Consider the following 18,362-nt stretch of genomic DNA (forward strand, 5'->3'; position numbering starts at 1 on the left):
GCGCCACCCGCCAAATAAAATACCGGCTTAATCGCCGGTATTTTTTTAGAGGTTTGAGATGAAAATTATCATCGTCGTCATGATGGCATGCCTGCTTAGCGGCTGCGGCAGCATCATCAGTCGCACCATTCCAGGGCAGGGCCACGGTAATCAGTACTACCCGGGTGTGAAATGGGATGTTCGTGATTCCGCGTGGCGCTATCTTACCGTGCTTGATTTACCGTTTTCGCTGATTTTCGACACGCTGCTGCTGCCGATCGATGCCAGCCACGGCCCTTACGAATAGCGTAAATTAACGCTCGTCCCACTCATCAGCTGCGGTTTGACCCTCTTCCGTATCCAGCGGTGGCTCGAGCTGAAACTCGCCCTCATCCCACTCGTGCAGGGTGTTCTCCTCCAGCCATTCCTGCCGCAGTTCGATTTCATCATAGTCGCCGTCAAAAACGGCCTGCGCACCTTCACCACTTAATATCGGCAAACATTCTCCTTCTTCCCCTTCATCGGCAAAGAATTCGGCCTGCCACATAATATCCCCATCCTGCAGAACGTATTTTTGGATATTAAGTTGTTGCACGTCAGCATCTTCTTCTTCAACGCCGGGGTTATCGGCGAGGAACTCTTCACGAGCGGCATCAATAGCTTCTTCCAGCGTGGCGTACATGGTCATTGGTGTCTCCCTGTTTTCCAGAAGGTTTCAGGGAAATAATAGCTGAATATAAGATCCTGCAAGTATGAATGCGAAAATAAGCTGTCAGGCGTTCGTGTTATTCAGCCACCGGTCGTAACGCGCGGGATAAACTGAACCACGAGTAAATTGCATTGAACAGCACCACGCCCGCCGTCACGATAAAGACGGCGCGAAAACCGAAGCTTGCAGAAATGCCTGCCCCGATAAGCGGCCCGGTCACGTTACCGATGTCACGAAATGACTGGTTATAGCTAAAGATACGCCCGGCTATCTGATTCGTGGAGTTGTAGACCAGCAGGGTCTGAACGGCGGGGAGTAACGCCCCGTCGGCAGCGCCCAGCAAAAAGCGCAGAACGCCCAGCTGCCACGGGGATTGCACCATCGACATAGGGATAAGCAGCAGAACGGAAATCACCAGCGCGCAGATCAGGATCTTTTCCGGACCCACCCGGTCCCCCAGTTTGCCTAGTCTCGGGGCGCTAAGGAGCGCCGCCACGCCGGGAACGGAAGCAATTAGCCCGCTGATGAACGCAATATTGTTGACGTTACCGGCCAGGTCGCGAACGTACAGCGTCAGAATGGGGGCAATCGAACCGGTAGCTACCTGAATAATCAGGGTCGTCACGAACAGGCTCAGCACCAGTCTGGGGTTTTTCAGTGAGGTAAGAACATCCCTTGCGTGAAGCATCTCTTTTTTGGCGACAGGCGTGAAGTTTTCCCGAATACAGATCAACGTGACGACAAAGCACAGGAAAAGCACGCTGGCGGTGATGAAAAAGACGGGCCGCAAGCCGTAATTATCCGCCAGCAATCCGCCGGCCAGTGGCCCCAGCAAGGCACCACTCACGCCACCCGTTGAAAGCGTTCCCAGTGCCCAGCCGCTCTTGTGACGCGGAATTTGGGTGGCTATCAGGGCATTCGCATTGGGAATAAATCCACCGAGCAAGCCCAGTAATGCGCGTAAAATCAGGAACTGCCAGACGTTTTGCGCAATACCCATCAATGCCATGATGATGGCCATCCCCAGCGCCGAACGTAGCAGCATAATTTTACGCCCCTTACGGTCGGCAAGGCCGCCCCAGAAGGGTGAGGCAATCGCGGAAAAGAGAAACGTGACGCTGAACACCAGGCCAGACCACATATTGAGCGCGCTATGGCCCGTTACGCCCAGTTGCTCGACGTAGAGAGGCAGGAAAGGCATGACCAGGCTAAACGCCGCACCGGTAAGAAAACAACCAAACCATGCAACTGTGAGGTTACGTTTCCAGTTTATGGGGGCATCTGAGGGTGACATAACAATCCGCATAATGAGGTGCAGAACACCTGAGGTATGAAGTAATAAGCCTGCTAATTATGCGCCTGGGTTATGATTACTGCAATGAGGAGGAGCTTTAAATGCTAAAACAGCATGCGGCCAGGAAGACCGCATGCGAGTTAATAGCGGGAAGGCGTGCCCTGTGGCCGCGTTTTAAAGCGGCGGTGCAACCACATATACTGTTCCGGCGCGAGCATGATGCACTTCTCCACAACGCCGTTCATCCAGCGAGCGGTGGTCTCTGCATCATCCAGCGGCGGCGTGAGTTCAGGTTCCAGCATAATCAGCTCGTAACCAGAACCATCCGGTTTACGACGGGGAACAAAGGGCACGATCGCGGCTTTGGACATCCGCGCCAGCATCCAGGTGCCGGTTGTTGTGGCGGCTTCTTCAACAGCAAAGAAGGGGACAAATACGCTGGATTGCGGACCATAGTCGTGGTCAGGGGCGTACCAGACCACTTCACCTGATTTAAGCGCGCGTATCATGCCCTTCAGATCTTTACGGTCGATCATGCTTTTGTTGGAACGCATACGGCCGTTGGTCTGGATTAAATCGATGACCGGGTTATCGTTGGGGCGATATACGCCAATACCCGGTGCCTGCATGCCAAACATTCGCGCCCCGATTTCCAGCGTCAGAAAATGCACGCCAATCAGCAGGACACCTGTCTGATTCGCCTGCAGCGTATGCACTGGCTCCATGCCGGTTCCTGTCACTTCGCTCCAGCGCGCCATACGTTTGTCCGGCCAAAACCACGCCATACCGGTTTCCATAAGCCCCATACCGACAGATTCGAAATTTTTCGAGACCATGTCATGTCGTTCTGACTCGCTCATCTGCGGAAAGCACAATTCAAGGTTGCGGTACGCAATTGTGGCACGACGCTTCATAAACTTTTGCGCGAGATGGCCCAGAGATTTACCCAACCAGAAAATAACAGGGTAGGGAAGTTGCACCAGAAGCCATAAAAAGCCAATGCCAAGCCAGGTTAACCAATAGCGGGGATGCAAAAGGGCGACGGTAAATTTGGGTAACTGGGTCATGTCTTTCCTGTGTTCTAACGTCCTGTTTCGCTATTGTCTCATTTTTTGAGACATAGCCAAAATATCTGCGTTCGAAACGTGCACGAATACAGCAATTGTTAAGCCTGATTAACCAGGGCGAGTGAAATGTAGCGTAAATTGTGTGGATGTAAATTAACTTTGTTTGCTATATCATGCCGACCGATTTTTCATTCTCTCTAACGATCCCAGGACTTGTACACCATGCCAGTGTTACACAACCGCGTTTCGAATGAGATGTTAAAAGCGCGTATGTTGGCTGAAACCGAACCGCGCACAACCATCTCATTCTACAAATATTTCACGATCAACGATCCGCAAGCGACTCGCGATGAACTTTACCAGGCATTCACCACGCTGAATGTCTTTGGACGCGTCTACCTTGCTCACGAAGGGATCAACGCGCAGATTAGCGTACCGGAAAGTAAAGTGAATGCTTTCCGCGATTTTCTTTACCGCTTCGATCCGGCACTTGATGGCTTACGCCTGAATATTGCTCTGGATGATGACGGAAAATCGTTTTGGGTGCTGCGTATGAAAGTGCGTGAACGCATCGTGGCGGATGGCATTGACGATCCTGAATTTAACCCGGCGGATGTCGGTGATTACCTGAAGGCCGCAGAAGTGAATGCGATGCTGGACGATCCGGATGCCGTGTTCATTGATATGCGTAACCACTATGAGTATGAAGTGGGGCATTTCGAAAATGCGATGGAAATCCCGGCGGATACTTTCCGCGAGCAACTGCCCAAAGCGGTTGAGATGATGCAGGAACATAAAGATAAAAAGATCGTTATGTACTGCACCGGCGGTATCCGCTGCGAGAAGGCCAGCGCGTGGATGAAACACAACGGGTTTAATAAGGTCTGGCATATTGAAGGGGGGATTATCGAGTACGCCCGCCGTGCCCGTGAGCAGGGTTTGCCGGTGCGCTTTATCGGTAAAAACTTTGTCTTTGACGAGCGAATGGGTGAGCGTATTTCTGAGGACGTGATTGCTCAGTGCCACCAGTGCGGAGCACCGTGCGATACCCATACCAACTGCAAAAATGACGGCTGTCATCTGCTGTTCATTCAGTGTCCGACCTGTGCTGAGAAGTTTAACGGTTGCTGTAGCGAACTGTGCAGTGAAGAGAGCATTCTGCCAGAAGAAGAGCAGCGTCGCCGTCGGGCTGGACGGGAAAATGGCAATAAGATTTTCAATAAATCTCGCGGCCGCCTGAATACCAAACTGGGTATCCCCGACCCGGAATAATGGTAACGCCCGGCAAGGTGAAAACCTGCCGGGCGAATTTATTATTTCTGTTGAACCCCTTCCACAGAAATAACCAGCTCGACATCCTGAGACGCCGGGCCTAAATCTGTTGTGATATTGAAATCTTTCAGATGAATTTTACCTGTTGCTTCAAAACCTGCACGTTTGCCGCCCCAGGGATCATCTCCCTGACCAATTAATTTCGCATCCAGGGTGACGGGTTTTGTCACGCCGTTAAGCGTCAGGTTTCCGGTAATATCCAGCTTATCACCCGCTTTTTTCACGTCCGTAGAGGTGAAGGTGGCTTGTGGGTATTTAGTGACATTCAGGAACTCTGCACTGCGCAAGTGTTTATCTCGTTCAGCATGGTTCGTGTCGACGCTGTTGGTATTAATGGTCACATTGACTTTATCGGTCGCAGGATTTTTCTCGTCGAAGCTGAATGTGCCGTCAAAATCCTTAAAGGTACCGTACAGCCAGCTATATCCAAGGTGCTGAATACGGAAATTGACGAAAGCATGTTGGCCCTCTTTATCAATTTTATAATCAGCCGCCACGGCGGAACCGGTGGTGAATAACAGAGAACCCAGTGCGATACCCAGCAGGTGTTTTTTCATTTTATACTCCAGAGTCAACTGACGAGCGGCCAAGCATGCGCTTTAGCGTATCGTCTTTATCAATAAAGTGGTGTTTGAGGGCGGCAAGCCCGTGCAGTACAGACAGGATCACGACGCTCCATGCCAGCCAGAGGTGAACGACCCCAGCAGTGTCAGCCTGAGAACCCGCATCGCTAAGCGTTGCCGGGACGTCAAAAATACCAAAGACGCTAATAGGTTTGCCATCTGCCGTCGAGATGAGATAGCCGCTAATGAGGATGGCAAAGAGCAGTATATAGAGCGCAATGTGCGCGGCAACGGCACTAATGCGAGTCAATTTACTGTGGGTCTTCGGCGCGCTGGGCGGTGGAGAAATATGTCGCCAAATCACGCGAATAACCAGTCCCAGCATCAACAGGACGCCAATGCTTTTATGTAACTCCGGTGCCTGATGATACCAACCATCATAATAGCTGAGTGTTACCATCCAGAGACCCAGTCCGAACATAGCATAGACGGCAATAGCAAATATCCAGTGCAAACATATGGATATTATTCCATAGCGCCGGGAAGAGTTACGTAATTGCATCAGAATGTCCATTTTCAAATTAACCGAAGGGTAAAAATGAACGGGAAGGTGTGATATTGCAACTGAAATAAATGTATATTGATTTTTATTTTATTTATTTCAGCGATTTTGAAAAGGATCGATAAAGGTAATTCAATCTCTTCGTGCAAGATGAAATTTAGAGTTTCAATAAAACTAAATTAATGTCAATTATTGTCAGTCTGGCTTTTCAATAAAATACAATGTAAACAAAATCAATAATGGCCAACAGTGCCCACAATAAGATATAGAGCATAAAATGCTCGCGAATATTATTCATAAGAAAGTTAACGATCCTGCGCATAACGCTCCGCAATGCAGTATGAATGAAACGGGCTCCGGGACGTCCGGAGCCTGTTGGGGATTATCCGTTAAAACGCGAGAGTGAGAAGGGCCTCAGATCAAACTGCGGTGTTATTCCCTGAGCAAACTGCGCGGCGATTTCGCCCAGCACGGAAGCAAACTTAAAGCCGTGGCCGCTCAGTCCTGTGATGAGCAGAGTGTTGTCATGCCCCGGCAGCGTATCAATGATAAAGTCTTCATCTGGCGTGTTGTCGTAGGTACAGGCCGCGCCATACAGCAAGCCGCCGATGCCTGGAAGAATATTGCGCAGGAACGAGAAGGCCTCTGACCCATCCTGTGGGTAAGCGCCGAAGGGTTTACGCTCCTCAGGGGAGGAGATAGCCTGGCCCCCGTTGTGTTTACCGATTTTCAGTGCGTCTTTTTCTGACGGGAAGCCGTAGAACTGGTCGCCGTTGGGTAATTCGCCGGTGAAGGCCGGGAATTTATTCTGGGCGCTGTAACGACCATCCGACTGGAACCAGGAGAAGACCTTGCGCACCGGCTGGATCGGCAGAGCGGGCAGCAGGCGGGTAACCCAGGTTCCCGCGCTGACCACCAGGCGATCCGCGGAATATTCACCGTCAAGGGTCGCTACCGTGACGCCATTATCGTCATGGGTGATGGCGTCTACCGGACAGTTGAACAGCTGCGCGCAGCCTGCCTTCGCGGCAAGCTCGATCCAGGTCTTGATCGCCGTTTCGCAATGCAGCACCCCGGAGTGGGCTTCAAAGAGGCCGATATAATCTTCCGGGACGGTAATTTCGGGCCAGCGCGCGGTAATACCCGTCGCGTCCAGCTTCTCAACGTCCAGATTAAAAGCTTTCGCGCTGCGTTCGACGTTGGCGAGAAAATCAGAACTAGCCGGGCCGAGGTTGATCACCCCTGTGCGCTCGAAAATGCGATCTTCAGTCTGTTTCGCCAGGTCATCCCACAGCGCCTGTGCGCGAAGCACCAGAGGAACATAGCGCTCACCTTCACCATACGCATGGCGTATGAGTCGGGTGTCGCCATGATGGCTACCCTCTGTATGAGGAGGGCGGTGGGCATCAATCATCAGGACGTTCAGCCCTGCCTGTGTCGCATAATATCCGGCGGCGGAACCTACGGAGCCGCTACCAATAATGATTAAGTCGTATCTCATATGCATCTCGTAAACTCACGTTATGTGAGCAGAGTAATTAACAACGCGGGGTTAGACAAGGGTGAAATAAATAAGGCACCGCAAGGGTGCCTGTTGAGTGAAAGGTTGGCATTCGTTTAGTGCCGCTTATACTCATTTTCCTGATAGTCGCCAGATTCTATTTTTGCAATACCTGCCTCTAAAATAGAAATAAACTGACGAGCGACGTCTGTTGTTAGCCACAGCGTCTGTCCAACTTCCGCTTCTTCACGGTTGAGTTGATTCGGGGTTTGGTAGTGCAAACGCAGCATCAGTGCATCGTAGCTATCTACGGTACTGATATCCCAGCCTACAAGCGGATGGGTCTGGATGACTTCACTATTCTTTTCCATTATAACCCCCTTAATGCGTGTTAGAAGACAACGGCTCTGAGGTTCAATGCATGTTTTTCTGAAGCTTTTTCAGTATACCAAGTAATAAGGGTTTCGACGGGAAAAATAAACAGGTAGCAACACATTTTTCTGCTTTTTAGGATTGTTCGAACAATAAAACACCATCTCGTTCACGATTTTTAAAGAAGATATCGGAATAATTTGAACTTTCAGAATTTTCAGGCGAAAAAAAAGCCGGGGCGACCCGGCAAAAAAAACGCAATGAGGGAGCAGTATTAATCTGTGATGAACCAGTCGTCAGCGCTTTCCCATGTTTCTTGCAGAATTTCGCTGATGCGATCTTTATCTTCTTTCGCAGCACCAATGACGGAGAGGTTGTTTGCTGTCGCATAACGAACCGTTACGGCACCGGTATTGTCGGGAAAGGTGTTGTTAATTCGACGGGATAATTCCCCTGCCAGCGCATCCAGCGCGCCAACAGGCAGGACGGTGGTTTTGGCTATGGTGACTTCAATACGCATAAATGCCCCCTGTGTAATATACTGTTTATTTATACAGGTATATTATCGGTTTGACAACAAGGGGCACTGAATATTTAGCGTTTTACTGTCCAGTGAACGGTTTCGCCTGCCAGGAATGGGACAAGGGTGTCATCCGTCAGGGCAATGGATTCCTCAACCTGGCTTGCTTTACGCTCCAGTTCGATGAAGGTGTCATTGACCGACAGACCATAGAAGCGCGGGCCGTTGAGGGAGCAGAACGCTTCAAAATGCTGCAGTGCGTTCATCTCTTCAAACACGGTCGCGTAGCTTGCGAGGGCGGTTGGGGCGTTGAAGCAGCCCGCGCAGCCGCAGCTTGCCTCTTTACGATGGCGGGCATGAGGCGCGGAATCGGTACCGAGGAACGCGCGGGAGAACCCGCTGGCTACCAGCTCGCGCAGGGCCTGCTGGTGAATGTTGCGCTTAAGGATCGGCAGGCAGTACAGGTGCGGACGTACGCCGCCTACCAGCATGTGGTTACGGTTAAACATCAGATGCTGAGGGGTGATGGTGGCGGCAATAAGATCGTTGCCGTCACGCACATACTCTGCCGCGTCTTTGGTGGTGATGTGTTCGAACACGACTTTAAGCGCAGGCAGTCGCTGGCGCAGCGGTTCCATCACGGTCTCAATAAAGCGGGCTTCACGGTCAAAGATGTCAATCTCAGCGTGGGTGACTTCACCATGTACCAGCAGCGGCATGCCCAGTTTCTGCATACGTTCCAGCACCGGCATGATGGCATCAATACTGGTGACACCGTGGCTGGAGTTAGTGGTGGCATTCGCCGGGTAGAGTTTTGCCGCGGTGAATACACCTTCGTTAAAACCGCGCTCCACTTCGTTCGGATCCAGTGAATCGGTCAGGTAGCAGGTCATCAACGGGGTGAAATCATGCCCTTCGGGAACGGCATCAAGGATGCGCTGGCGATATGCGATTGCGGCATCGACGGTGGTGACTGGTGGAACCAGGTTAGGCATGACAATCGCGCGGCCATAAATTTCGCTGGTATAGGGCACGACGGTTTTCAGCATATCGCCATCACGCAGATGGATATGCCAGTCGTCTGGGCGGCGGATTTTAAGAACCTGGGGTTGTGCAGTCATGGAAGCTCCGGCTTGTCAGGAATCAGTCATTAGGATGGCTGTTTTTGCCGGACACAAATCATAAGCGGAAACGTTTTCGTTTGCACACTTTTCCGTAAAAAAAAGGGCGCCTCAGCGCCCTTCAGGTTAATCGGTGAAAGGAATGACAATTTCTCCCGGTTTCACCTCTATCCCTTTTGCATATTTTTTCGCGAGGGCTTCACCCTTACTCTTGTCTTCACTTAAGACATACGCAGGCTGCTGATTAAAATAATTACGCAGCGACTGGTTCAGATAGGGCATCAGCGTTTGCAGAACCGGAGCCATCTTATCCGGGGAAACCTGGGCATCGACCACTTCCATCTCCTGCAGGAAAATCGCGCCTTTCTCTTTATTGAAAACGGGAAGAGCCTTCAGTTTGAGCTTAATGTTAGCTTTCTGGTTGCCAAAGAGGGAAGACATATCAAGATCTGCATCTCCTGCCAGAGTGACTTTGTTTGGCTCTTCACGCCCAATCTGGCTGGTGAGATTGGAAAGGACGATATGTGCGTCGGCAAGCCCTGGCACGCCAATGTCTTTAGAGAAATTGTTATGTTTTTCCAGCGCCTGATTAATTTCCTGTTCACTGACGGTATATTGCGTTAGCTGGTTACAGCCAACCAGCAGACCGCTGACAATCAATGCTGCGGCGAAAACAATTTTCTTCATAGTGTTCCTCAACGAAAAATCGGCGCTTCTGTCCTGTGACGTCAGTATGTCAGTGTGAAATTGCAGAAACCAGCAGAAAAAACTGAGAAATGGGAGCGGGAGTGTGCTCCCGCTCAAGGGAAGTGCTACGCGCCAGGCTCGAGCATGCCGCTCGCGCTGCGTTTCTGGCTGAACTGCCACCACAGGGCCAGCAGTGTGATTAAACCCACCACGCCGAGCATCATCCAGGGCAGTTCGGGTTGATTCAGGGCTTTACCGGCATCAAATAACCAACCGCCGCCGGTGTAACCTAATGCGCCGCCAAGCGCCAGCCCCAGCCGGCTGAACCCCATATAGCTGCCACGCGCCCGCGCATCCGCAAGCGAAGCGCTCAGTGTTTCACGGGCGGGCTCGGCGATGATAGAACCAATATAGAACGTGCAAATCAGCGTAAACAGTTGCTGAAGGGAGTTCACCAGGCCGATCGGCATCATGCTCAGCGTCATCAGGAACAGCCCGGCCATCAGGCGATGCTCCAGACGAAAACGCCGTTCGCTCCAGCGGGCAATCGGATACAGCAGCGTCAACGACAGGCAGGCTTCGATGGCATACATCCATTTGACGGCAGCTGGGGTTCCCGCAATGTCGTTAACCATGATCGGCAGCATCAGCATCACCTGTACGGCGAGCATGTAGTAACCCGTCAGGGTTAACACGTACGTGACGAAACGCTTGTCGCGCAGCACACGACCGAGGCCTTCCCGGACGGGGGCTTTGACCGTCGACAGTTTCCAGGCAGGCAGGAACAGGCCATTAAACAGCGCGCACAGAATAAAGAGCACCGCACCAGCGGCGCACACCAGACGGAAGTCATACTGCAGCAGCCAGCTTCCCAGCAGTGCACCAATAACCGCACCCGCACTGTCCTGCATCATCAGAATCGAGAAGAAACGCCCTCTGTGCTGCGGGCGAATGAGCTTCACCACCAGCGCAGTGCGAGGCGGATCAAACAGCGTGCCCCCGATACCGGAAAGGAAGCAGGAGAACCACAGCAGCCAGGGCTCCTGAGCGACCGCCATCGTGGCAAAACCTGCCGCGCGCAGCAGCATACCGGTAACGATCATTGGTTTCGCGCCAAAACGGTCAGCGATGGCGCCACCAAAGACACCGAGACCCTGCTGGACAAACTGGCGTAACCCCAGGGCAATGCCAACCATCAATGCCGCCCAGCCCATTTGATCGACAAAACGAATCGAGATAAGGGGGAATACGACAAAAAAGCCGAGCACGACCAGCATGTTATCGACGAGCAGGAAATATTTACCCAGGCTCCTGGCCTGTGATACGCGGGACATTTTCCCTCCGGGGAAAATAAGAAGGTGAGCACGCTAACATTCTGCGGTGTCATTCCGCTTTTTCCCACCCCTGTACGTGACAATATTTTTTTATCAAAAGGGTGCTTTGATAGAGAGTTCTCATCGAAAATGGTGAAAAGAGGGCAAAATGGTATGTCACTGTTTTCACAGACGGCGCAGGCGCAGGTATAGTAAAGCTAATGGGTAAGCAGAAGTGACGGGAAGGAGTGGGATCGATGTTTGGCTATCGCAGTAATGTGCCAAAAGTGCGTCTGACAACGGACAGGCTGGTCGTTCGTCTGGTGCATGAGCGTGATGCCTGGCGTCTGGCGGACTATTACGCCGAGAATCGCCAGTTTTTAAAACCCTGGGAACCCGTTCGGGATGAGAGCCATTGTTACCCTTCTGGCTGGCAGGCTCGTCTCAGCATGATTGCGGAATTTCACAAGCAGGGAAGTGCTTTCTATTTTGCGCTACTGGATCCCGAGGAGAAAGAGATCATTGGGATTGCCAATTTTTCCAACGTGGTGCGGGGATCGTTTCACGCCTGTTACCTTGGCTACTCCATCGGCCAGAAATGGCAGGGACAGGGGCTAATGTACGAGGCGCTAACGGTGGCTATTCGCTATATGCAGCGCACGCAACATATCCATCGCATTATGGCGAACTACATGCCGCATAATCAGCGTAGCGGTAATTTGCTGGCACGATTAGGGTTCGAGAAAGAGGGCTACGCCAAAGATTATCTGTTGATAGACGGAGAATGGCGTGACCACGTTCTGACAGCATTAACCACCCGGGACTGGACTGCAGGTCGTTAAGGAGAAAAGATGAAATATCAGCTAAGCGGTACCGAAGCGCGCGTGATTGGGTGCTTACTCGAAAAACAGGTCACCACGCCAGAGCAGTACCCGCTCTCTGTCAATGCCGTGACGATGGCCTGCAATCAGAAAACCAACCGTGAGCCAGTCATGAACCTGAGTGAACACGAAGTTCAGGATGTGCTGGATGAGTTGGTCAAACGGCACTACCTGCGGACCGTCAGCGGCTTCGGTAACCGTGTGACGAAATATGAGCAACGTTTCTGTAATTCCGAATTTGGCAATTTGAAGTTGAGCGCCGCAGACGTCGCGGTGATTACCACGCTGTTGCTGCGCGGGGCGCAAACGCCGGGTGAGCTGCGTACTCGCGCTTCCCGCATGCATGAGTTTGCGGATATGCAGGAAGTTGAGCAGGTTCTGGAAGGGCTGGCCTCGCGTGAAGAGGGGCCTTATGTGGTGCGTCTGGCGCGCGAGCCAGGTAAACGTGAAAGCCGCTATATGCATCTGTTCAGCGGCGAAGTTGATATTTCAGTAAAGTCTCTGGTAACCGATGTAAGTGTTGAACAAGATGATTTGGTTACGCGCGTGGCAGCGCTGGAAGACGAGGTCGCAGGACTGAAACAGCGTCTGGATGCGTTGCTGGCACACCTGGGAGACTAAGGATGAAAAAATTACGCGTAGGCGTGGTAGGTCTGGGCGGCATCGCGCAAAAAGCCTGGCTACCGGTATTGGGTGCGGCGACGGACTGGACGCTTCAGGGGGCGTGGTCACCTAATCGCGAGAAGGCCGAGCGGATCTGTGAAACGTGGCGCATCCCTTATGCCAATTCTCTTCAGGATTTAGCCCACGAGTGCGATGCGGTCTTTGTTCATACCTCAACGGCAACCCACTATCAGGTGGTGAGTGAGCTACTCCATGCAGGGGTTCATGTATGTGTGGATAAGCCGCTGGCTGAAAATGTCCAGGACGCGGAACGGCTGGTTGAGCTGGCGGCGCGTAAAAAGCTGACGCTGATGGTGGGTTTCAACCGCCGCTTCGCGCCACTTTACCAACAGCTGAAAGCGCAGTCCGGCAGTCTGGCCTCGCTCCGTATGGATAAACACCGTACCGACAGTATCGGACCCAACGATTTACGCTTCACGCTGCTGGATGACTATCTGCACGTCGTGGACACGGCGCTGTGGCTCAGTAACGGTAATGCGCAGCTGCAAAGCGGGACGCTCCTGACGAATGAGCAGGGTGAGATGGTCTATGCCGAACATCACTTCGCGATTGACCATCTGCAGGTAACGACCAGCATGCATCGTCGTGCGGGCAGTCAGCGTGAGTCCGTTCAGGCGGTGACTGACGGTGCGCTTTACGAAATCACCGATATGCGTGAGTGGCGGGAAGAGAAGGGCAACGGCGTGGTGACGCTTCCGGCGCCTGGCTGGCAGAGCACCCTGGAGCAGCGCGGGTTCGCAGGATGTGCCCGCCACTTTATCACCTGTGTGCAAAATCAGACGGTTCCTGAAACGTCCGGCGAGCAGGCCATTATGGCGCAACGCATTGTGGAACGGCTCTGGCGAGAGGCGATGAGTGAATAATTCGCTGTAACATCTGCGGATAGTAATTCGTTGAAATCCGGGTAGACTAAGCGCCGGTTGTTGGTTTCGCCGGGTGGCGCTTACGCTTACCCGGCTTACAAATCCGTAGGGTTGTGGAAATTCACGTTAATGAACTTATTAAAATCGCTGGCAGCCGTCAGCTCGATGACCATGTTTTCCCGCGTACTCGGTTTTGCGCGCGATGCAATTGTGGCAAGGGTCTTTGGTGCAGGGATGGCTACGGACGCCTTTTTCGTCGCGTTCAAATTGCCAAACCTGCTGCGTCGTATTTTTGCGGAAGGGGCATTTTCTCAGGCTTTTGTTCCGATCCTGGCGGAATATAAAAGCAAGCAGGGTGAGGACGCGACGCGCGTATTTGTCTCTTATGTGTCCGGGTTGTTGACGCTGGCCCTGGCTGTGGTGACTGTCGTCGGGATGCTGGCAGCGCCCTGGGTGATTATGGTGACTGCGCCTGGTTTTGCCGATACGGCAGATAAATTTGCCCTGACCTCACAGCTTCTGCGCATTACCTTCCCTTATATTCTGTTGATCTCGCTGGCCTCGCTGGTGGGGGCGATACTGAACACCTGGAACCGCTTTTCCGTTCCGGCATTTGCGCCGACGTTTCTTAACGTCAGCATGATCGGCTTTGCCCTGTTTGCCGCACCGCATTTCAATCCGCCGGTACTGGCGCTGGCATGGGCGGTGACCGTGGGTGGCGTGCTGCAGCTGGCTTATCAGCTGCCGCATCTGAAAAAAATAGGCATGCTGGTGCTGCCGCGTATCAATCTCAAAGATGCCGGTGCAATGCGTGTTATTAAGCAGATGGGACCTGCGATCCTTGGCGTCTCCGTCAGCCAGATCTCGCTTATTATCAATACCATTTTTGCTTCTTTCCTGGTGTCCGGCTCGGTCTCCTGGATGTACTACGCTGACCGTCTGATGGAGTTTCCGTCCGGGGTGCTGGGGGTAGCGCTGGGGACAATCCTGCTGCCGTCGCTGTCGAAGAGTTTTGCCAGTGGCAATCACGATGAGTACTGTCGGTTGATGGACTGGGGGTTACGTCTTTGCTTCCTGCTGGCGCTGCCAAGCGCGGTGGCGCTGGGTATTCTGGCCAAACCGCTGACGGTCTCGCTCTTCCAGTACGGGAAATTCACCGCGTTTGATGCCGCCATGACGCAGCGCGCCCTGATTGCCTACTCGGTTGGTTTGATGGGGCTGATCGTTGTCAAGGTGCTGGCCCCGGGCTTCTACTCGCGGCAGGACATCAAAACACCGGTGAAAATTGCGATTGTGACGCTGATTATGACCCAGCTGATGAACCTGGCGTTTATTGGTCCGCTGAAGCATGCGGGCTTGTCATTGTCTATCGGTCTGGCCGCTTGTCTGAATGCCGGGCTGTTGTACTGGCAACTCCGCAAGCAGGATATCTTCACGCCGCAGCCGGGTTGGTCACGTTTCCTTGTGCGACTGATCGTCGCGGTGCTGGTGATGTCTGCAGCGCTGCTCGGCATGATGTACGTGATGCCGGAGTGGTCCCAGGGAACCATGCCATACCGTCTGATGCGGCTGATGGCCGTGGTGGTGGTTGGCGTGGTGGCTTACTTTGCCACGCTCGCCGTGTTGGGGTTCAAGGTGAAAGAATTCACCCGTCGTACGGCATAAACGCCAAAAGGGGAGTTCACCTTATGGTGCTCCCCACTGCATGATTTGTCGCTGCTGCTTCAAATCGAAATCTTTTTTACACCCGCAATACGTGCAGTAGCAGTCTGACCATCTGCACCGTACAGTCCGGTTTCTTTATGCGGTTTCAACACCTCAAGCGCTTGCTGATTACGCTCTATCTGCCCTTCAAGCAGCCAGCCGTTATGCTGGTTAAGATCGCGCAGGTGTCGCGTTTTTTGAGTAATGGTCTGCCAACGCTCAACAATATCGTCATTTGCACTGCGCTTAGGATCTTGCTCAGCGCGGCGTTGTTGCTCCAGATAATCCAGCGTTGCCAGAAGCGAACTCTTGTCTTCAGTAATCCGCTGCAACGCGCTGCCGTTAATGTGACCGGAAGAGAGATGCTGTTGCTCTGCGTCCATTACCGTTTTCAGGTCGTTCAGGACAACCGTCATTTGATCCAGTATTTCTGACAGTCGACTCATACGGTTAGTTACTCTGTAAGAAACTCTGTGCTTCCTGAATCAGGGCATCAGCGATTTTGCTGGTGTCCATTTTCAGTTCACCGTTACGAATTGCCGCTTTCAGCGTTTCAACACGTTCCATATTGATATCGTTGCTGCCTGGCTGCATCAGTTTTGCCTGAGCATCACTCAGGGTTACGCTGGTGCTGTTAGACGTTGACGGTTTTTCCAGACGCGCTTTCTGCGCTGGCGTGTCATTCGTTTCGCGAGGTTGTACAGCGCTTACCGGCTTCAGGGCTGATGTACGATCAATGCTCATAGTGTTGTCCTCATCGAGGGTTCGCGGCGTTTGCGCCTGACATCATCATTAGTTGAATATTTATCGGCAAGCGGCGCGAAATCTTTAAAAAGATTATAGGTTAATCAGAATATTCCCATCAGAATCGACGGTTCCGCTAACCACCTGGCCTGAGGTCATTCTGACGCGGACGTTTTGTGCCACCGCAGCATTGTTTAACGCTTTCCCTTCGCTGTTGATACTAAAGCCATCTCCGTTGGCCACCACCATCACCTGCTGACCTGCTTTTATCCGCCATGCCTGGCGCAACATTGAGAGCTGTATCGGCTGGCCTGGGGCGACGTCGCGCAGACTGACAGCGTCCTGCGCCTGGTTAATTTCCAGCATCGTGCGTGGCGGCAACTGATCCAGACGGCCGCGTTTTAACGTCACGCTGTTTGTCTGCAGCACGCTGCCGCGCGCAATGGGCACGGCGGCGACAACATAATTGCCCGTCGCCTGAACTGCAACCTGTAAATAGCGTTTTTCGTTGGCGCAGCGTGCCAGCACGTTCACATTCCCCCAGAGCTTTGTGAACCCCACCACGCTGAATGAAGGCTGATCACACGTAGGGTAGAGATTCGGTGGCGTGCGTACGGTAACGGTGACGTCATCGCTAAAGCCCGCCAGCTTTTCAGCGAAAAAAGCCGTCAGTTGATCCTGTAAGCCTTCAGCCTGCACCAGAGGGCTAAACAGCAAGAAAGTTGCCACCAGACCACGTTTTAACGTTTGCATCGCAAGTTCCACCGTTTCCAGAATTGAGTGAATTCTACCTGCAGTGGTTTTGCATCAACGGAATAAATAGCGACGCATTATGCGCTTATTCCGTCGATAGGGGAGACCGGGTGAGATTTAAGCTGTGAACTGAAATTTTGCCATCAGCGGAGGAGACATGCTCGATAAACTCGACGCCGCGTTACGTTTTCAGCAGGAAGCGCTCAATTTACGCGCCCAGCGGCAGGAGATTTTAGCCGCCAACATCGCTAACGCCGATACCCCAGGGTATCAGGCGCGCGATATTGATTTTTCCAGTGAACTCAAAAAGGTGATGGAGCGTGGACGTGCCGAAGGAACGGGTGTTGCACTCGCCATGACATCCTCGCGCCATATTCCTGCTCAGGCGATGACCGCGCCAACGACCGATTTACTCTATCGCATTCCCGATCAGCCTTCACTCGACGGCAACACCGTGGATATGGACCGGGAGCGTACGCAGTTTGCCGATAACAGCCTGAAATACCAGACGGGACTGACCCTACTCGGCGGACAAATCAAAGGCATGATGAACGTCCTGCAGGGGGGCAACTGATAGATGGCCTTGCTGAATATTTTTGATATCGCCGGTTCGGCGTTAACCGCGCAGTCCAAACGTCTGAACGTGGCTGCCAGTAACCTGGCGAACGCCGACAGCGTGACTGGACCAGACGGCCAGCCTTATCGTGCCAAACAGGTTGTCTTCCAGGTTGATGCGGCACCTGGTGCGGCAACGGGCGGCGTGAAAGTGTCTGATGTGGTAGAGAGCCAGGCACCGGATAAGCTGGTGTATGAGCCCGGCAACCCACTCGCGGATGCTAACGGATACGTGAAAATGCCTAACGTGGATGTGGTGGGTGAGATGGTGAACTCCATGTCGGCTTCCCGTAGTTACCAGGCCAACGTCGAAGTGCTTAATACCGTGAAGAGCATGATGCTCAAAACACTCACTCTCGGCCAGTAAAGGAGACATGCATGTCCATCGCCGTAAATGTGAATGATCCTACGAACTCGGGTGTTAACAACACAAAGAGTACGACGGGTTCTAACTCCCTCACCGGGAGTAACGCCGCCGATCTTCAGGGCAGCTTTCTGACGCTGCTGGTGGCGCAGCTTAAGAACCAGGATCCCACTAACCCGATGCAGAACAACGAACTGACCACGCAGCTTGCGCAGATCAGCACCGTTAGCGGCATTGAGAAACTGAACACCACCCTCGGTTCCGTCTCTGGTCAGATTGGTAGCAGCCAGTCTCTGCAGGCCGCGAGCCTGATTGGTCATGGGGTAATGATCCCGGGCACCACCATTCTGGCGGGCTCCAGCACCACCGAAGGCAACACCACAACGACCACCACACCGTTTGGTGTTGAGCTCCAGCAGGCGGCTGAGAAGGTCACCGCCACGATCACGGATTCCACTGGCGCGGTTGTCCGTACCATTGATATCGGCGAGCTGAAGGCGGGCGTTCACACCTTTACCTGGGACGGCACCCTGACCGACGGTACTAAAGCACCAAACGGTTCCTACAAAGTGGCAATCAGCGCCAGCAACGGGACAACCCAGCTGGTGGCGCAGCCGCTGCAGTTCGCGCTGGTCCAGGGCGTAATTAAAGGAAGCGACGGCAACAAACTGGATTTGGGTACCTCAGGTACCACCACACTCGACGAAGTTCGGCAGATTATCTAAGCCTTAACA

At 52.9% G+C, this 18,362-nt stretch carries 24 protein-coding genes; 9 read left to right on the plus strand and 15 right to left on the minus strand.

Features of this window, described 5'->3' with window-relative positions; translation table 11 throughout:
- Window positions 1-58: 58 nt before the first annotated feature.
- Window positions 59-286 (plus strand): YceK/YidQ family lipoprotein, encoded by a 228-nt coding sequence (locus tag ACLHV9_RS09310; protein WP_013097162.1) that lies wholly within the window; start codon window positions 59-61, stop codon window positions 284-286.
- Between the two features lie 6 nt (window positions 287-292).
- Here ACLHV9_RS09310 and ACLHV9_RS09315 read toward each other — a convergent pair whose 3' ends face one another.
- From ACLHV9_RS09315 to ACLHV9_RS09325, 3 genes are all read right to left on the minus strand, one after another.
- On the minus strand, window positions 293-667 hold the full coding sequence (locus ACLHV9_RS09315; protein ID WP_023311118.1) for a MysB family protein: 375 nt from the start codon (window positions 665-667) through the stop codon (window positions 293-295).
- 97 nt (window positions 668-764) lie between these two features.
- Window positions 765-1,982, minus strand: coding sequence for a multidrug efflux MFS transporter MdtG (gene mdtG, locus ACLHV9_RS09320; RefSeq protein WP_028019081.1), 1,218 nt, complete (start codon window positions 1,980-1,982; stop codon window positions 765-767).
- A gap of 140 nt (window positions 1,983-2,122) precedes the next feature.
- A complete protein-coding gene (locus tag ACLHV9_RS09325) occupies window positions 2,123-3,049 on the minus strand; it encodes a Kdo(2)-lipid IV(A) acyltransferase (RefSeq protein WP_407220385.1) in 927 nt (308 codons plus the stop codon).
- Between the two features lie 222 nt (window positions 3,050-3,271).
- Here ACLHV9_RS09325 and ACLHV9_RS09330 point away from each other — a divergent pair, with 222 nt between their 5' ends.
- Window positions 3,272-4,321: a rhodanese-related sulfurtransferase gene (locus ACLHV9_RS09330; RefSeq protein WP_049007907.1), complete on the plus strand. Its 1,050-nt coding sequence runs from the start codon at window positions 3,272-3,274 to the stop codon at window positions 4,319-4,321.
- Between the two features lie 41 nt (window positions 4,322-4,362).
- On the opposite strand, the gene ACLHV9_RS09335 is transcribed toward ACLHV9_RS09330, so the two are convergent.
- The 9 genes from ACLHV9_RS09335 to mdtH form a co-directional block, all read right to left on the minus strand.
- Window positions 4,363-4,938: a YceI family protein gene (locus ACLHV9_RS09335; RefSeq protein WP_108090234.1), complete on the minus strand. Its 576-nt coding sequence runs from the start codon at window positions 4,936-4,938 to the stop codon at window positions 4,363-4,365.
- Window position 4,939: 1 nt separating this feature from the next.
- Window positions 4,940-5,506 (minus strand): cytochrome b, encoded by a 567-nt coding sequence (locus ACLHV9_RS09340; RefSeq protein ID WP_108090233.1) that lies wholly within the window; start codon window positions 5,504-5,506, stop codon window positions 4,940-4,942.
- A gap of 208 nt (window positions 5,507-5,714) precedes the next feature.
- Window positions 5,715-5,828: a YceO family protein gene (locus ACLHV9_RS09345; protein ID WP_032639612.1), complete on the minus strand. Its 114-nt coding sequence runs from the start codon at window positions 5,826-5,828 to the stop codon at window positions 5,715-5,717.
- Between the two features lie 60 nt (window positions 5,829-5,888).
- Window positions 5,889-7,007 (minus strand): N-methyl-L-tryptophan oxidase, encoded by a 1,119-nt coding sequence (gene solA / locus ACLHV9_RS09350; protein WP_407220386.1) that lies wholly within the window; start codon window positions 7,005-7,007, stop codon window positions 5,889-5,891.
- Window positions 7,008-7,123: 116 nt separating this feature from the next.
- Complete coding sequence (gene bssS / locus ACLHV9_RS09355) at window positions 7,124-7,378, minus strand: biofilm formation regulator BssS (RefSeq protein WP_008500827.1); 255 nt, start codon at window positions 7,376-7,378, stop codon at window positions 7,124-7,126.
- 275 nt (window positions 7,379-7,653) lie between these two features.
- Complete coding sequence (gene dinI, locus ACLHV9_RS09360; RefSeq protein ID WP_028019075.1) at window positions 7,654-7,899, minus strand: DNA damage-inducible protein I; 246 nt, start codon at window positions 7,897-7,899, stop codon at window positions 7,654-7,656.
- Window positions 7,900-7,973: 74 nt separating this feature from the next.
- Complete coding sequence (pyrC, locus tag ACLHV9_RS09365) at window positions 7,974-9,020, minus strand: dihydroorotase (RefSeq protein WP_128348396.1); 1,047 nt, start codon at window positions 9,018-9,020, stop codon at window positions 7,974-7,976.
- 126 nt (window positions 9,021-9,146) lie between these two features.
- Window positions 9,147-9,707: a lipoprotein gene (locus tag ACLHV9_RS09370; protein WP_028019073.1), complete on the minus strand. Its 561-nt coding sequence runs from the start codon at window positions 9,705-9,707 to the stop codon at window positions 9,147-9,149.
- Window positions 9,708-9,832: 125 nt separating this feature from the next.
- Window positions 9,833-11,041, minus strand: a complete 1,209-nt coding sequence (gene mdtH / locus ACLHV9_RS09375) for a multidrug efflux MFS transporter MdtH (RefSeq protein WP_208594641.1) — start codon at window positions 11,039-11,041, stop codon at window positions 9,833-9,835.
- A gap of 236 nt (window positions 11,042-11,277) precedes the next feature.
- Here mdtH and rimJ point away from each other — a divergent pair, with 236 nt between their 5' ends.
- The 4 genes from rimJ to murJ all read left to right on the plus strand — a co-directional run bounded on the left by rimJ (window position 11,278) and on the right by murJ (window position 15,113).
- Complete coding sequence (rimJ, locus tag ACLHV9_RS09380; protein WP_013097146.1) at window positions 11,278-11,862, plus strand: ribosomal protein S5-alanine N-acetyltransferase; 585 nt, start codon at window positions 11,278-11,280, stop codon at window positions 11,860-11,862.
- 9 nt (window positions 11,863-11,871) lie between these two features.
- Entirely contained in the window at window positions 11,872-12,522 is a 651-nt protein-coding gene (locus ACLHV9_RS09385) for a YceH family protein (RefSeq protein ID WP_407220387.1), read from the plus strand.
- Window positions 12,523-12,524: 2 nt separating this feature from the next.
- The gene (locus tag ACLHV9_RS09390; protein WP_407220388.1) at window positions 12,525-13,448 is read left to right on the plus strand and encodes a Gfo/Idh/MocA family protein; all 924 of its coding nucleotides are present in this window, start codon (window positions 12,525-12,527) and stop codon (window positions 13,446-13,448) included.
- Window positions 13,449-13,577: 129 nt separating this feature from the next.
- On the plus strand, window positions 13,578-15,113 hold the full coding sequence (gene murJ / locus ACLHV9_RS09395) for a murein biosynthesis integral membrane protein MurJ (protein WP_108090225.1): 1,536 nt from the start codon (window positions 13,578-13,580) through the stop codon (window positions 15,111-15,113).
- Window positions 15,114-15,172: 59 nt separating this feature from the next.
- Here murJ and flgN read toward each other — a convergent pair whose 3' ends face one another.
- From flgN to flgA, 3 genes are all read right to left on the minus strand, one after another.
- Window positions 15,173-15,598: a flagella biosynthesis chaperone FlgN gene (gene flgN, locus ACLHV9_RS09400; protein ID WP_108090224.1), complete on the minus strand. Its 426-nt coding sequence runs from the start codon at window positions 15,596-15,598 to the stop codon at window positions 15,173-15,175.
- 4 nt (window positions 15,599-15,602) lie between these two features.
- Window positions 15,603-15,896 carry a flagellar biosynthesis anti-sigma factor FlgM gene (flgM, locus tag ACLHV9_RS09405; RefSeq protein WP_028019067.1) on the minus strand — a complete coding sequence of 98 codons (294 nt, stop codon included), beginning with the start codon at window positions 15,894-15,896 and terminating at the stop codon, window positions 15,603-15,605.
- A gap of 93 nt (window positions 15,897-15,989) precedes the next feature.
- Entirely contained in the window at window positions 15,990-16,649 is a 660-nt protein-coding gene (gene flgA / locus ACLHV9_RS09410) for a flagellar basal body P-ring formation chaperone FlgA (RefSeq protein ID WP_028019066.1), read from the minus strand.
- A gap of 157 nt (window positions 16,650-16,806) precedes the next feature.
- Here flgA and flgB point away from each other — a divergent pair, with 157 nt between their 5' ends.
- From flgB to flgD, 3 genes are read left to right on the plus strand one after another with little or no spacing between them, the layout of a single operon-like run.
- Window positions 16,807-17,223 (plus strand): flagellar basal body rod protein FlgB, encoded by a 417-nt coding sequence (gene flgB, locus ACLHV9_RS09415; RefSeq protein ID WP_028019065.1) that lies wholly within the window; start codon window positions 16,807-16,809, stop codon window positions 17,221-17,223.
- Window positions 17,224-17,226: 3 nt separating this feature from the next.
- Entirely contained in the window at window positions 17,227-17,631 is a 405-nt protein-coding gene (gene flgC / locus ACLHV9_RS09420) for a flagellar basal body rod protein FlgC (RefSeq protein ID WP_013097138.1), read from the plus strand.
- Between the two features lie 11 nt (window positions 17,632-17,642).
- A complete protein-coding gene (gene flgD, locus ACLHV9_RS09425) occupies window positions 17,643-18,353 on the plus strand; it encodes a flagellar hook assembly protein FlgD (protein ID WP_028019063.1) in 711 nt (236 codons plus the stop codon).
- Window positions 18,354-18,362 lie beyond the last annotated feature (9 nt).

The organism is Enterobacter sp. CPE_E890 (assembly GCF_046521475.1).
Classification (GTDB): domain Bacteria; phylum Pseudomonadota; class Gammaproteobacteria; order Enterobacterales; family Enterobacteriaceae; genus Enterobacter; species Enterobacter adelaidei.